Annotated in this window: 11 protein-coding genes; 10 read left to right on the forward strand and 1 reads right to left on the reverse strand. The window is 63.3% G+C overall.

The annotated features are described in order from the left end of the window. Window positions 1-77: 77 nt before the first annotated feature. Both LB535_RS26335 and LB535_RS26340 read left to right on the forward strand, forming a co-directional pair. Window positions 78-1,229, forward strand: coding sequence for a gamma-butyrobetaine dioxygenase (locus tag LB535_RS26335; protein WP_224634251.1), 1,152 nt, complete (start codon window positions 78-80; stop codon window positions 1,227-1,229). Beyond that, complete coding sequence (locus LB535_RS26340) at window positions 1,226-1,816, forward strand: HD domain-containing protein (RefSeq protein ID WP_224634252.1); 591 nt, start codon at window positions 1,226-1,228, stop codon at window positions 1,814-1,816. Before LB535_RS26335 ends, LB535_RS26340 begins: the two co-directional genes overlap by 4 nt. A gap of 52 nt (window positions 1,817-1,868) precedes the next feature. Here LB535_RS26340 and LB535_RS26345 read toward each other — a convergent pair whose 3' ends face one another. Continuing rightward, window positions 1,869-3,677, reverse strand: a complete 1,809-nt coding sequence (locus LB535_RS26345) for an NAD(P)/FAD-dependent oxidoreductase (protein ID WP_224634253.1) — start codon at window positions 3,675-3,677, stop codon at window positions 1,869-1,871. A 583-nt stretch (window positions 3,678-4,260) separates the two neighbouring features. On the opposite strand from LB535_RS26345, the gene LB535_RS26350 reads away from it, so the two are divergent. The 8 genes from LB535_RS26350 to LB535_RS26385 all read left to right on the forward strand — a co-directional run bounded on the left by LB535_RS26350 (window position 4,261) and on the right by LB535_RS26385 (window position 13,938). Further along, window positions 4,261-6,042: an acetolactate synthase 3 large subunit gene (locus LB535_RS26350; RefSeq protein WP_140839856.1), complete on the forward strand. Its 1,782-nt coding sequence runs from the start codon at window positions 4,261-4,263 to the stop codon at window positions 6,040-6,042. 141 nt (window positions 6,043-6,183) lie between these two features. Continuing rightward, entirely contained in the window at window positions 6,184-6,759 is a 576-nt protein-coding gene (gene ilvN, locus LB535_RS26355) for an acetolactate synthase small subunit (RefSeq protein WP_027169049.1), read from the forward strand. Window positions 6,760-6,865: 106 nt separating this feature from the next. Beyond that, a complete protein-coding gene (locus tag LB535_RS26360) occupies window positions 6,866-7,462 on the forward strand; it encodes a LysE family translocator (protein WP_224634254.1) in 597 nt (198 codons plus the stop codon). Between the two features lie 356 nt (window positions 7,463-7,818). After that, complete coding sequence (locus LB535_RS26365) at window positions 7,819-9,123, forward strand: efflux RND transporter periplasmic adaptor subunit (protein WP_224634255.1); 1,305 nt, start codon at window positions 7,819-7,821, stop codon at window positions 9,121-9,123. Then, window positions 9,120-12,272 carry an efflux RND transporter permease subunit gene (locus tag LB535_RS26370; RefSeq protein ID WP_224634256.1) on the forward strand — a complete coding sequence of 1,051 codons (3,153 nt, stop codon included), beginning with the start codon at window positions 9,120-9,122 and terminating at the stop codon, window positions 12,270-12,272. Before LB535_RS26365 ends, LB535_RS26370 begins: the two co-directional genes overlap by 4 nt. A 64-nt stretch (window positions 12,273-12,336) precedes the next feature. Continuing rightward, complete coding sequence (gene nthA / locus LB535_RS26375) at window positions 12,337-12,954, forward strand: nitrile hydratase subunit alpha (protein WP_224522798.1); 618 nt, start codon at window positions 12,337-12,339, stop codon at window positions 12,952-12,954. After that, complete coding sequence (nthB, locus tag LB535_RS26380) at window positions 12,951-13,610, forward strand: nitrile hydratase subunit beta (protein WP_224634257.1); 660 nt, start codon at window positions 12,951-12,953, stop codon at window positions 13,608-13,610. The genes nthA and nthB overlap by 4 nt, the downstream gene beginning before the upstream one ends. Then, window positions 13,597-13,938 carry a nitrile hydratase accessory protein gene (locus LB535_RS26385; protein WP_224634258.1) on the forward strand — a complete coding sequence of 114 codons (342 nt, stop codon included), beginning with the start codon at window positions 13,597-13,599 and terminating at the stop codon, window positions 13,936-13,938. Before nthB ends, LB535_RS26385 begins: the two co-directional genes overlap by 14 nt. Window positions 13,939-14,049: the final 111 nt, after the last annotated feature.

The raw sequence follows: 14,049 nt of genomic DNA on the forward strand, positions 1-14,049 counted from the left end.
ATTTGAATTATGCCTTTGATGAAGCCACCATGCAATCCGTACCCGCAGCCGCGGATCTAGGATGGGAGCTTTTGGGCATGTTGACGACAGTGACGCTGGGCGACGAGGGACGAACCATCGAGCTTGGCTGGAAGGACGGAGCGCGCAGCCGCTTCCATGCCATATGGCTGCGCGACAACGCGCTGGACGACAAGACGCGCAGCGCCGGCAACGGGCAGCGGCTGATCACCATCCTCGACATTCCGGCCGAGACGCGGATCGGCGCGGCTGAGATCAAGGGCGAGTTGCTCGAAGTCACATTCGTTCCCGAAGGCAAGACCGTCGGCTTTCCCGCCGGCTGGCTGCGCAGTCATGCCTACGATCGCCAGGAGGCGCGCGAGCCCGGCTGGACGGGAGGCGACATTGAGCGCTGGACGAAAGCCACGATGCAGGATTCCGTGCCGCGCGCGGCCTATGCCGATGCCAGCCGCGACAGCGATGTGCTGCGGCACTGGCTGGCCGCGGTCCGCAGTTGCGGCTTTGCCGTGATGGACGGTCTGCCTGCCGAATCCGGCGCGCTGTGCAAGGTGGCGGACCTGTTCGGCTACATCAGGGAAACCAATTACGGGCGCTGGTTCGAGGTGCGGGCCGAGGTCAATCCAAACAATCTCGCCTACACCAATCTCGGGCTGCAGGCGCATACCGACAATCCCTATCGCGATCCGGTGCCGACGCTGCAGATCCTCGCCTGCATCGAGAACACGGTCGAAGGCGGCGAGTCCAGCGTCATCGACGGGTTCGCGGTGGCTGCCGCACTTCAGTCGGAAAATCCGGATGGCTTCCGGCTGCTCTCTTCCTGTCCGGCGCGTTTCGAATATGCCGGCTCGTCGGGCGTGCGGCTGCAGTCCAAGCGGCCGATGATCGAGCTCGGGCCCGATGGGGAGCTCATCTGCATCCGCTTCAACAACCGCTCGCTGGCGCCGGCGGTCGACGTGCCCTTCGCCGACATGGAGAAATACTACGCGGCCTATCGCCGTTTCGCCGAGCTGATCGAGGATCCTGCCTTCGAGGTGACGTTCAAGCTCGAGGCGGGGCAATCCTTCATCGTCGACAACACCCGCGTCATGCATGCGCGCAAGGCGTTTTCCGGCAGCGGCAAGCGCTGGCTGCAGGGCTGCTACGCCGACAAGGACGGCGTGCTGTCGACGCTTGCGGCGATCGAGCATGGTTGCAAGGAGGCGGTGGAATGAAGCCCAACGAATTGAACGCAGGCAACATCGTCGAATTCATCGCCGATATTTTCGAGCGCCGCGGCGCCGAATCCTATCTCGGCGAGCCGGTCACCATGTCGGAGCATATGCTGCAGGGCGCGTGGCTGGCCGAACAGGACGGCGCGCCGGAGGAGCTTGTGGCGGCGGCGCTGCTGCACGACATCGGCCACTACACCAGCGAGTTCGGCACCTATTCGCCCGACGACGTCGAGGACAAGCACCATGACGAGGCGGGCGGTGAGGTGCTGGCGCCCTTCTTCCCGCCGCTCATCGTCGAATGCGTTAGGCTGCATGTCTCGGCCAAGCGCTATCTCTGCGCCACCGATCCGACCTATTTCAGCAAGCTGTCGCCGGCTTCGGTGCATACGCTGTCGCTGCAGGGCGGGCCGATGAGCGCGGAGGAGGTGGCTGAGTTCCGCAGCAATCCCTTCCACGAGGAAGCGGTGCGCGTGCGCATCTGGGACGAAAGCGGCAAAATCGCCGACATGAAGACGCGGGCCTTTCGCGACTACGTGCCGTTGCTCGAGCGGGTGGTGAAGAAGTTCGCGGCTGAAAACGCGGCTTAGATGATAGAAGCCCGGTTGGCCGGGCTTCTGCTTTCTGCGAGAGCGCCGTGCATCAGCTCTTGTGGTACACCTCCTGCAGCCCATAGACGGGCGTCGGCAGGCCGACCTGCCTGGCTTTGAGCTGCAGCGACAGATACTGCGAATAGTGGCGCGACTGGTGCAGGTTGCCGCCGTGGAACCAGAGCGCTTCCTGCTGCGTCGGCTTCCACATGTTGCGCTGCTCGCCCTCCCAGGGACCCGGATCCTTGGTGGTGGCGGAGCCGAGGCCCCAGACCTTGCCGACCTTGTCCGCCACCTCTTGCGAGATGAGGTCGGCGGCCCAGCCGTTCATCGAGCCGTAGCCGGTGGCATAGATCACCAAGTCAGCCGGCAATTCGGTGCCGTCAACGAACTTGACGCCGGTTTCGGTGAGTTCCTGCACCGCGGCGCCCGGTCCGCTCTTCAGCTTGATCGAGCCGTCGATGACGAGGTCGCAGGCGCCGACGTCAATGTAGTAGCCGGAGCCGCGGCGCAGATATTTCATGAACAGGCCCGAGCCGTCGTCGCCCCAGTCGAGCATGAAGCCGGTCCTTTCCAGGTCGTCGTAGAATTTCGCGTCGCGTTCCTTCATCTGCCGGTAAAGCGGGATCTGGAACTCATGCAAGATGCGGTAGGGCAATGAAGCGAAGATCATGTCGGCCTTGCCCGTCGTCATGCCGCTCTCCACCGCCTGCTCGGAGTAGAGCGCGCCAAGCCCGATATCCATCAGCGTGTCCGACTTGACGATGTGGGTCGACGAGCGCTGCACCATGGTCACGTCGGCGCCGCCTTCCCACAGCGCCGCGCAGATGTCGTGGGCCGAGTTGTTGGAGCCGATGACCACCACCTTCTTTCCGCGGTATTTGTCCGGTCCGGGATGGGTCGAGGAGTGCTGTTGCTCGCCCTTGAAGATGTCCTGGCCTTTGTATTTCGGCCAGTTCGCCTTGCCCGACATGCCGGTCGCCAGCACCAGTTGCTTCGGCTTGAGCACGATCTCCTTGCCGCCGCGCTCGACGACGATCGTCCATTCCTTGGCCTTCTCGTCGTATTTGGCGGATTTGGCGGTGGTGGAAGACCAATAGTTCAGCTCCATCACCTTGGTGTACATTTCCAGCCAGTCGCCGATCTTGTCCTTGGGCGCGAAGACCGGCCAGTTCTTCGGGAAGTCGATATAGGGCAGGTGATCGTACCAGACCGGGTCGTGCAGGCAGAGCGACTTGTAGCGCTTGCGCCAAGAGTCGCCCGGACGCTCGTTCTTCTCGACGATGATGGTAGGCACGCCGAGCTGTTTCAGCCGGGCGCCGAGCGCGATACCGCCCTGGCCTCCGCCGATGATCACGACATAGGGTTGCTTGGTGTGGCCGAGCTCGGCGATCTCGTCGTCGCGCTCCTCACGCCACGTCTTGCGGCCCTTGCCGTGGCCGTGCTTGGCGCCGAGAGGACGCGTGAAGCCGGCCTTCTCCTCATGGCCTTTCAGCTCCGCCATGGTGGTGAGCAGGGTCCAGATCAGGTCGCCCTTGAACCGCACGAGGCCAAAGCCGCGCGCCACGCTCGTCTCGAAGGTGATCCAGGCGGTGATGACGCCGCCGTCTTCGCTCGCTTCCTCGCCCTTGGCCACCGCCCATCCGGCCGGCTTGGTGCTGGCCAGCGTCGCCTGCAGCATGTCGCGGATCTGGTCCTGGCCCTCCATCGTCTTCAGATTCCAGGTGAAGGTGACGAGGTCGCGCCAGTAGCAATCGGCCTGGAAGCAGTTGACGGCGCTGTCGATGTCGCCGGCTTCCAGCGCCTTGCCGAACTTGTCGAGCAGCGCTTGCGCCTTGGTGGTGGGTGTTCTCTCGAGCATTTGTTCTCCTCCACTTTGCTAGAGTCCGGCATGAGCAGTAAGCAGCCTGCCAACCGCGATGCTCATGAGCGATTGCAATGAAATCAATCTGTTAGGACGATATGGGCTTGGATCGGCCGTGCCGGGTCGAGTCGACGGGTATCGATGCAGCGCAGCCAGGATTGAACTATGACATCGTCGCGAGACGATCGCACGCCGGACAGGACCTGCTCGATCTCGCGTATGTGCTCGCCAGCCATGCGTCCTCCTCGCACGTCTTTTGCCAGCGTATAGTGGTGCGTCGGAGAGCGACGCTCAACTGTACTATGGTAGCTGTGGGTGGTTGTGCGCAGGCGCCGTCTCTCACAGGCGAGTGAATTCGCGCTGGACCCCATTGACGAGCCCGCGTTTTGGCCCTTATTGTCCGCGCCCATGAAAACGGCACTCATTCTCGTAGGCTGGCGCGTGGGCAAGGCGGTGTAACCGCCGGGCGAAAACCTCCCATGCGCATCACACAGGCTCCCTCGGGGGCCTTTTTTATTGCCTTGAACACGACTAAACGACCAGCAAATCGCCAGGCGGCGAACATTACGGGACCAGACCGATGAGCAACGGACAGAACGAGCGGCGCGAAATGACGGGCGCTGAAATGGTGGTGCAGGCGCTGAAGGACAACGGCGTCAAGCATGTGTTCGGCTATCCGGGCGGCGCCGTGCTTCCGATCTATGACGAGATTTTCCAGCAGGACGAGGTCGAGCACATTCTGGTGCGGCACGAGCAGGGCGCCGGCCACGCGGCCGAAGGCTATGCCCGCTCGACCGGCAAGGCCGGCGTGCTTTTGGTGACGTCCGGCCCCGGCGCCACCAATGCGGTGACGCCGCTGCAGGACGCGCTGATGGATTCCATCCCGCTGGTCTGCCTGACCGGCCAGGTGCCGACCTCGCTGATCGGCTCCGACGCCTTCCAGGAATGCGACACGGTGGGCATCACGCGGCCCTGCACCAAGCACAACTGGCTGGTGAAGGACGTCAACCAGCTCGCCGCCACCATCCATGAGGCCTTCCATGTCGCGACGACGGGGCGTCCCGGCCCGGTCGTGGTCGACATCCCGAAGGACGTGCAGTTCGCCAAGGGCATCTACGTGCCGCCGCAGACGGCGCCGCGCACCAGCTACCAGCCGAAGGTCCAGGGCGATCTGGAGAAGGTGAAGGCCGCTGTGGAGCTGATGGCGGGCGCGAAGAGACCGATCATCTATTCGGGCGGCGGCGTCATCAATTCCGGTCCGGAAGCCAGCCATCTGCTGCGCGAGCTGGTCGATCTCACCGGTTTTCCGATCACCTCGACGCTGATGGGGCTCGGCGCCTATCCGGCGTCCGGCAAGAACTGGGTCGGCATGCTCGGCATGCACGGTACCTACGAAGCCAATATGGCGATGCATGATTGCGACGTGATGGTCTGCATCGGCGCGCGCTTCGACGACCGCATCACCGGCCGGCTCAGTGCGTTCTCGCCGAACTCGAAGAAGATCCACATCGACATCGATCCGTCCTCGATCAACAAGAACGTCCATGCCGATGTCGGGATCCTTGGCGATGTCGGCCGGGTGCTGGAGGATCTGGTGCGGCTGTGGCGGGCGACCGCCAAGGTCGACAAGAAGGCGCTCTATCCCTGGTGGGAGCAGATCGCGAAATGGCGGGCGCGGGATTCGCTCGCCTACAAGATGAACAACGACGTCATCATGCCGCAATACGCGATCCAGCGGCTCTACGAACTGACCAAAGATAAGGACACCTACATCACCACCGAGGTCGGCCAGCACCAGATGTGGGCGGCGCAGCACTATCATTTCGACAAGCCGAACCGTTGGATGACCTCGGGCGGGCTGGGCACGATGGGCTACGGCCTGCCGGCGGCGCTCGGTGTGCAGATCGCGCATCCCGACGCGCTGGTCATCGACATTGCCGGCGATGCTTCGGTGCAGATGACCATGCAGGAGATGAGCTCGGCGGTGCAATACGAGGCGCCGATCAAGATATTCATCCTCAACAACCAGTATATGGGCATGGTGCGCCAATGGCAGCAGCTGCTGCACGGCAACCGGCTGTCGCATTCCTACACCGAGGCGATGCCGGATTTCGTCAAGCTGGCGGAAGCCTATGGCGGCCACGGCATTCGCTGCGACAAGCCGGACGAGCTCGACGACGCGATCCGCGAGATGATCACGGTGAAGAAGCCGGTGCTGTTCGACTGCCGCGTGGCGACCTTGGCCAACTGCTTCCCGATGATCCCGTCGGGCAAGGCGCATAACGAGATGCTGCTGCCCGACGAGGCGACCGACGAGGCGGTGGCCAACGCCATCGACGCCAAGGGCAGGGAATTGGTTTAGAGCATGATGCCGAAAAGTGAGAAGCGGTTTTCGGGCAACATCATGCTCCATCCATAACACCAGCCATCAAGGCGGGGCTGTCGCAAGAAAGCCGTGCGCAAACAGAGAATTAGCTCAAAGTCTGAAATCGAGATTCACCTTATGAACGCACAGCACCTTCAACCGACCGGCTCCGCCTATTTTATCGCCAAGGAAACCGAAAAGCCGGAAACGCACACGCTTTCAGTGCTGGTCGACAATGAGCCGGGCGTGCTTGCCCGCGTCATCGGCCTGTTTTCCGGTCGGGGCTACAACATCGAAAGCCTTACCGTTTCAGAGACCGAGCATGAGAAGCATCTGTCGCGCATCACCATCGTGACGCGCGGCACGCCGCATGTGATGGAGCAGATCAAGCATCAGCTCGAGCGCATCGTGCCGGTGCACCGGGTGGTCGACCTGACCGTGCGCTCGCATGAGCTTGGGCAGGAGCGCCCGCTGGAACGTGAGCTCGCGTTGGTGAAGGTCGCCGGCACAGGCGACGCCCGGGTCGAGGCGCTGAGGCTCGCGGATGCTTTCCGCGCCTCGGTCATCGACGCCAACACCGAGCATTTCATCTTCGAGATCACCGGCAAGGGCTCCAAGCTCGACCAGTTCATCGCCATCATGAAGCCACTCGGCCTGGTCGAGATCTGCCGCACCGGCGTCGCCGCGATGAACCGCGGTCCGCAGGGAATGTGAACAGGACGACCGTCCTGTTTCAAAACTTTGGCCCGGCGGTTGCCCGTTTCTGGCTTTTGCGCATTTGCTAAAAGGACAGTAAGGCTGACATATCTGGGAGGATAACATGTCGCTCGACACATTCCTTGCCCTGTTGGTCTATGCCTTCGTGACTTCGATCACGCCGGGGCCGAACAACCTCATGCTGCTCGCTTCCGGCGTCAATTTCGGCATCGCCAGGACGGTTCCGCATATGCTGGGCATCAGCATCGGCTTTCTGGTCCTGCTGCTGGCCGTCGGCTTCGGGCTCGGCGCGGTGTTGACCGCGGTGCCGGCGCTGCATACGGCGCTGAAGATCGCCGGCGCCGCCTACCTGCTCTACCTCGCCTGGAAGATCGCCATGTCGCGCTCGATAAGCGACGGAAAGGGGGCGCAGGGACGGCCGATGCGCTTCATCGACGCCGCCGCATTCCAGTGGGTCAATCCCAAGGCATGGGTGATGGCGATCACCGCGATGGCCGTCTACACCAATGCCGATCACCCGTTCGTCTCGGTGGCGCTCATCTCGATCGCCTTCACCATCGTCAACCTGCCCAGCGTTTCGGTATGGGCCGGCTTCGGCACGGCGCTGCGCGGCTTCCTGTCGGATCCGGTGCGGCTGAAACGGTTCAACATCGCCATGGGCGTGCTCTTGGCGGCGACGCTGTGGCCGATGCTCCGTTAGATGTGCCGATATTCAGGTGAGGCCGGCCTGCAAACGCTGGCTTTCTGCGCTTCCGATGCTCACGTAGGAAAATACGCTCCGCTCCGGTTCTCGAAAACCATCGTTTTCGATTCGGCCTGACCTGAATCTCAACACATCTGACAGTTTTCGGACTGGTCGCAGAGGCGTTCGTTGGGTTCGTTTGCCGGCTGCTTAGCTATTGTGCAGTGCACATTAAATCTTCGTAATGCCCCGTTTTGGCCCTTTTCGGCCAAAGCCTTGTCCTATCTACTCCACGAAAATCGCGGCACGAGGCCGTGAAGCGAGCTAGAATGGACCACCGGGATCGGCGTGTCGGGTAGAAGGCTTATTTGTCGATGCGCGGAAAAATCGCCTTTGCAGTTGTTGCGGTCGCCTGCCTGGCGGGCGCCGGGCTTTATCTTTCGCCGACGACGTTGGCCAAGGTCCAACAGCTGATTTCGAGCAAGCAGGAAAGCGCGGCCGCGACGGACAAGACGGCGAGCGGCGATAAAGCGGCCGGTGCCCCGGACAATGCGAAAGGCGACAATGCGAAAGGCGGCGGTCCGCGTTCGGCCTCGATCGTCTCCGCCACCGCGACGACAGCCGATTTTCCGATCCGCCGCTATGCCATCGGCTTCGTCTCGTCACCGGAGGTGGTCAATATCAATGCCCGTGTTTCCAGCCAGATCGTGTCGATCGCGGTCAAGGACGGGCAGATGGTCAAGGCCGGCGATCTGCTCATTTCGCTCGATGACCGCGCACTGAAGGCGCAGCTCGCCAAGGATCAGGCGCAGCTCGCCAAGGACCAGGCGATGCTGGTGAGCGCCCAGGCCGATCTGCAGCGCGCCAAGGACCTCGTCGCCAAGCAGGCCGGCACGCAGCAGACCTACGATCAGGCGCTGGCGGCCCAGAAGGCCGCGGCCGCCACCATCGACGCCGACAAGGCGACCATTGATGCCGACACCGTGCAATTGAGCTATGCAACGATTACGGCGCCGATCTCGGGCCGGCTCGGCGCGGTCAACGTCTCGGTCGGCGATCTCGTCACCACCAGCAACGGCAACTCGAGCAGCTCGACGCCGCTGGTCACCATCACGCAGATGGATCCGCTGCAGGTGAACTTCACGCTGCCCGAGAGCAACCTTGCCCTTTTGCATAAGGCGCTAGCCGACCCGCAGCAAGGCGACGTGACGCTGACCAAGAGCGGCGATCCCACGCCGATCGGCAAGGGCACGCTCGATTTCGTCGATTCCAGCGTCGATACGGCCTCCGGCACCATCGCCACGCGGGCGAGCATACCGAATCCGGATCTTTCGCTGTGGCCTGGGCAATATGTGAACGTGGTGCTCGAGGCCGGCATGATGCCGCAGATGACCTCGGTGCCGACGGTCGCGGTGCAGCCCAGCCAGAAGGGGCCGTTCGTCTATGTCGTCAAGCCGGACAACACCGTCGAGATGCGGCCGGTGCAGGTGGCGCTGACGGAAGGCCAAAACAGCGCCATCAGCGACGGGCTCAAGAGCGGCGAGAAGGTCGTCGTCGAAGGCCAGACACGGTTGAAAAACGGCGCAGCAGTGCATGAAGGCAAAGCCGCCGCGGGATCCGGTGAACAGGCATCGCCCAAGGTCGCGGAGGCCGACAAGGCCGGCGGGGCGAGCCAATGATCTCCGAATTCTGCATCCGCAAGCCTGTCGCCACCCTTCTGATGTCGTTCGCCCTCATTCTGGGCGGTATTTTTGCCTACAAGTTCCTGCCGGTAGCGGCGCTGCCCAGCGCCGAATTTCCGGTGGTCAACGTTTCGGCCAGCCTTCCCGGCGCGTCGCCGGAGACGATGGCGACATCGGTGGCGACGCCGCTGATCAAGCAATTCGCGATGATCGCCGGCATCGATTCGATCTCGACCACCAATTCGCTCGGCCAGACCTCGATCGCCATCCAGTTCGTGCTCAACCGCGACATCGATGCCGCGGCGGCGGACGTCCAGGCGGCGATCGCGCGAACGCAAAGATCGCTGCCGCCGGAAATGACCTCGCCGCCAAGCTATCGCAAGGTCAATCCGGCCGACGCGCCGATCCTCCTGATGTCGCTGGTCAGCGACACGGTCCCGCTGACCGACCTCGACGCCTTCGCGGAAAACGTCATGTCACCGTCGCTGTCGACCATCGACGGCGTGGCCCAGGTCTCGATCTTCGGCCAGCAGAAATACGCCGTGCGCATCCAGATCGATCCGACCGCGCTCGCCGCGCGCGGAATCTCGATCGATCAGCTGCAGGCTGCGGTCACTTCGGCCAATAGCAACACTCCGCTCGGCGTGCTGCAGAACAACAAGCAGCAGCTGACGATTACCGCCAACACGCAGCTTACCGACGCCGCAGGCTTCTCCAACCTCATCATCGCCACCAAGAACGGCCGTCCGGTGCGGCTGGGCGACGTGACGCGGGTCGTCGATTCCGTGCAGACCACGACGACGGCGAGCTGGTATGACGGCACGCGCGCGATCATCATGGCCGTGCAGCGCCAGCCCGACGCCAATACCGTCGACGTCGTCGATAAGGTCAAGGCGATGCTGCCGTCCTTCCAGGACCAGATGCCGGGCGCCGCCCAGATCAAGCTGCTCAATGACCGCTCGACATCGATCCGCCAGGCCGTCGACGACGTCCAGTTCACGCTGCTCTTGACCATCGCGCTTGTGGTGCTGGTGATCTTCGTATTCCTGCGCCGGGTGACGGCGACGATCATCCCGGCGGTGGCGGTGCCGATCTCGCTGATCGCCACGCTTGGCGCGATGTTCCTGTTCGGCTTCTCGATCGACAATATCTCGCTGATGGGATTGACTTTGGCCGTCGGTCTTGTCGTCGACGACGCCATCGTCATGCTGGAAAACATCTTCCGCCATATGGAAGAGGACGGGTTGTCCGCCTTCGACGCTTCGTTGAAGGGAGCGCGCGAAATCGGCTTCACCATCATCTCGATCTCGATCTCGCTGGTGGCGGTGTTCATTCCCGTGCTTCTGATGGGCGGCGTCATCGGCCGCATCTTCAACGAATTCGCCGTCGTGGTGACCGTCGCCATCCTGGCCTCGATGTTCGTGTCACTGACGCTGACGCCGATGCTCTGCTCGCGTCTGTTGTCGGTGACCAAGGCCGATCGCGAAAAGCACGCCCCCGGCCATAAGCCGGACCTCATCACGCGCGGCTATGACCGGATCCTGGGCTTCTGCCTGCGAAACACTTTCCTGGTGTTCCTCGTCTTCATCGCGACCGCCGCGGCGTCGGTGTGGGTGATCCAGGTCTCCCCGAAGGGCTTCTTTCCGCAGGAGGATATCGGCCAGATATCGGTGACCACGATCGCGCGCCAGGACATCTCGTTCGACGCCATGGCGAAGCTGCAAGGGCAGGTGGCCAGCGTGTTTTCGAAGTCGCCCTATGTCGACCATGTGGCCTGGTCGGCGGGCAGCGGCAACAACGCGCTCAACCAGGGCCAGCTCTTCGTCCAGCTCAAGGGCAAGGATCAGCGGCCCAACATCGAGAAGGTGCTTTCGGATCTCAGACGCCAGCTGGCCGGCGTGGCGGGCATCGAGACCTACATGCAGCCCGTGCAGAACCTGCGGCTCGGCTCGCGGTCGTCGGCCAGCGCCTATCAGCTCGTGGTGCAGGGGCTCGACACCGGCCAGACCGACATCTGGGCGCAGAAGCTGAACGACGCGATGGCCGCGGACCATACGAAATTCACCGACGTCACTAGCGACCTGCAAAACAACGCATTGCAGGCCTCGCTGGTAATCGACCGCGACAAGGCCGCCCAACTCGGCATCGACACCGACACGCTGCGTTCCGCCCTCTATGGCGGCTTCGGCACCGACCAGGTTTCGACGATCTTCGGTTCGGCCGACAGCTATGAGGTCATCACCGAGCTTGATCCCAAGATCGAATGGTCGCCCGAGCGGATGCTCGCCATCCAGATGCGGACGGCGAGCGGCAGCCTGGTGCCTCTCGGCGCCTTCGCCCATGTCGACCGCACGGCCGGCGCGCTGACGATCAATCAGCTCGGTCAGCTTCCGGCGGTGACGATCTCCTACAACCTGCCGCAGGGCGTATCGCTCGGCGACACGGTGACCCGCATCGACCAGCTCAAAGACCAGATCGGCATGCCGAAGGAGATCTCGACGAGCTTTGCCGGCACCGCCAAGACCTTCCAGGATTCGCTTGCCAATCAGGGGCTGCTGATCGGCGGCGCGATCCTGACGATCTATATCGTGCTCGGCATGCTCTATGAGAGCTTCATCCACCCGCTCACCATCCTCACCGGCCTGCCGTCGGCGGTGCTGGGCGCCGTGGTGGCGCTGCGCTTCGCCGGCATGGATCTGTCGGTGATCGCGGTGATCGGCATCCTGATGCTGATCGGCATCGTCAAGAAGAACGGCATCATGATGGTCGACGTCGCGCTGGAGCTCAGGCGGCAGGGCATGTCGGCGAGGGACTCCATCCACAAAGCCTGCCTGATGCGCTTCCGGCCGATCATGATGACGACGCTTGCGGCGTTGATGGGCACGTTCCCGATCGCGCTCGGCACCGGCGCCAGCGCCGAATTGCGCCAGCCGCTCGGCGTTGCCGTGGTCGGCGGCCTGCTCGCCTCGCAGGCGCTGACGCTGTTCGTCACGCCGGTGATCTACGTCTATTTCGAGAATTTCTCGGGCTGGCTGCTCAGCTTCTCGTCGAAGAAGAGCCGGCCGGCGCTGCATGTGGTGGAAAGCGGCGAGCAAGCCTCGCTGTTCGACGGCGAACCCGAGCCGCAGAAGACGGCAGCCGAGTAGATCGCTCCGACTGGCCCAAGCCGTGGCGCTTGCGGCCGGCCGCAGCCGATCCTAGTCTGTGACCATGTCCCATGATCATGACCACGACAACGAGCTCGATCCGTTCGCGGCGCGCGTGCGCGCGCTGGAGACGATCCTGACCCAAAAGGGCCTGATCGACCCTGCGGCCATCGACGTCATCGTCGACACCTATGAGACGAAGATCGGCCCGCGCAACGGCGCGCGGGTGGTGGCGAAGGCCTGGAACGATCCTGACTATGCCGAATGGCTCAAGCGCGACGCGACCGCGGCGATCGCGTCGCTGGGCTACACCGGCCGGCAGGGCGAGCACATGCAGGCCGTGTTCAACACCGAGGAGACGCACAACCTCGTCGTTTGCACGCTCTGCTCCTGCTATCCGTGGTCGGTGCTCGGCCTGCCGCCGGTCTGGTACAAGGCGCCGCCTTACCGCTCGCGGGCGGTCATCGATCCGCGCGGGGTGCTGGAGGAGTTCGGACTGATACTGCCGGCGGAGAAGAAAATCCGCGTCTGGGATTCGACGGCAGAGCTTCGCTACCTGGTGGTGCCGATGCGTCCCAAGGGGACCGAGGGCTGGAGCGAAGAGCAGCTCGCCGGACTGGTCAGCCGCGATGCGATGATCGGCACCGCGCTTGCCAAAGAGCCGGAAGGGGAACCGGCATGAACGGACCGCAGGATCTCGGCGGTCAAATGGGTTTCGGGCCGGTCGCGCCCGAGAAGGACGAGCCCTATTTCCACGCGGCGTGGGAGCGGCGGGCGCTGGGCGTGACGCTCACCGCCGGCGGCATGGGCGCCTGGAATATCGACGAGAGCCGGCATGCGCGGGAATCGCTGCATCCCGCCGACTATTACTCATCGAGCTACTACCAGATCTGGATCAAGGCCCTGGAAACGCTCCTGAAACGCCACGGCTTCATCACCGAGCGCGACCTTGCCGCCGGCAAGGCCGTGGATGCGGCCACGGTGCCGAAAAGAGTGCTGAAGGCGGCGGATGTACCCGCAGTGCTCGCTAAGGGCGGGCCGTGCAACCGGCCGGTCGCCGCGCCGGCGCGTTTCCGCGCGGGCGATCGTGTGCGGACGAAGAATTTCAACCCGACCGGCCATACGCGCCTGCCGCGTTATGCGCGCGGCAAGAACGGCAGGATCGAGGCGGTGCGCGACGGCTTCGTCTTCCCCGACAGCAATGCGCACGGCAAGGGCGAGAACCCGCAATGGGTCTACACCGTGGTGTTCGACGGGGCCGAGATCTGGGGCGAAGGCGCCGATCCGACGCTCAGCGTCTCGATCGACGCCTGGGAGAGCTATCTTGAGCCGGCATGAAGGTGCGTTGCCGGCTGGTTTCGATGAGCCGGTCTTTGCCGAGCCGTGGCAGGCCGAAGCCTTCGCACTGACCGTTGCGCTGCACGGCAACGGCCTGTTTTCGTGGAGCGAATGGGCGGAGGCCTTAGCCGCCGAGGTGAAGCAGCCAGGCGCGGCAACGGACGGTCACGATTATTACGAGCATTGGCTGGCGGCGCTGGAGAAGCTGTTGTCGCGAAAAGGGGTCGCCGGCAAGGGTGAGGTGGATGAACTGGCCGCCGCTTGGGAACGTGCCGCGCACGCCACACCGCATGGCAAGCCGATCCTGCTGGAGAACGATCCAGGCTAAGGCCGATAGATCGTTTTGTTCTCTTTACGTTCCGATTGGCGACTGGTAGCCTGAGTTGTCGAGGCTAGCGCTAGCAGCCGGCAACGGTCGATATGGCGGCCAATCTTGTCT

Source organism: Mesorhizobium sp. CA10 (assembly GCF_020165285.1).
Classification (GTDB): Bacteria; Pseudomonadota; Alphaproteobacteria; order Rhizobiales; family Rhizobiaceae; genus Mesorhizobium.

Bases quoted from the DNA above. Each gene is read 5' to 3' on its own strand.
- LB535_RS26350 (WP_140839856.1), top strand. From the start codon at position 4,261: ATGAGCAACGGACAGAACGAGCGGCGCGAAATGACGGGCGCTGAAATG.
- LB535_RS26340 (WP_224634252.1), top strand. From the start codon at position 1,226: ATGAAGCCCAACGAATTGAACGCAGGCAACATCGTCGAATTCATCGCC.
- LB535_RS26370 (WP_224634256.1), top strand. From the start codon at position 9,120: ATGATCTCCGAATTCTGCATCCGCAAGCCTGTCGCCACCCTTCTGATG.
- ilvN (WP_027169049.1), top strand. From the start codon at position 6,184: ATGAACGCACAGCACCTTCAACCGACCGGCTCCGCCTATTTTATCGCC.
- LB535_RS26365 (WP_224634255.1), top strand. From the start codon at position 7,819: ATGCGCGGAAAAATCGCCTTTGCAGTTGTTGCGGTCGCCTGCCTGGCG.
- LB535_RS26360 (WP_224634254.1), top strand. From the start codon at position 6,866: ATGTCGCTCGACACATTCCTTGCCCTGTTGGTCTATGCCTTCGTGACT.
- nthB (WP_224634257.1), top strand. From the start codon at position 12,951: ATGAACGGACCGCAGGATCTCGGCGGTCAAATGGGTTTCGGGCCGGTC.
- nthA (WP_224522798.1), top strand. From the start codon at position 12,337: ATGTCCCATGATCATGACCACGACAACGAGCTCGATCCGTTCGCGGCG.
- LB535_RS26335 (WP_224634251.1), top strand. From the start codon at position 78: ATGTTGACGACAGTGACGCTGGGCGACGAGGGACGAACCATCGAGCTT.
- LB535_RS26345 (WP_224634253.1), bottom strand. From the start codon at position 3,677: ATGCTCGAGAGAACACCCACCACCAAGGCGCAAGCGCTGCTCGACAAG.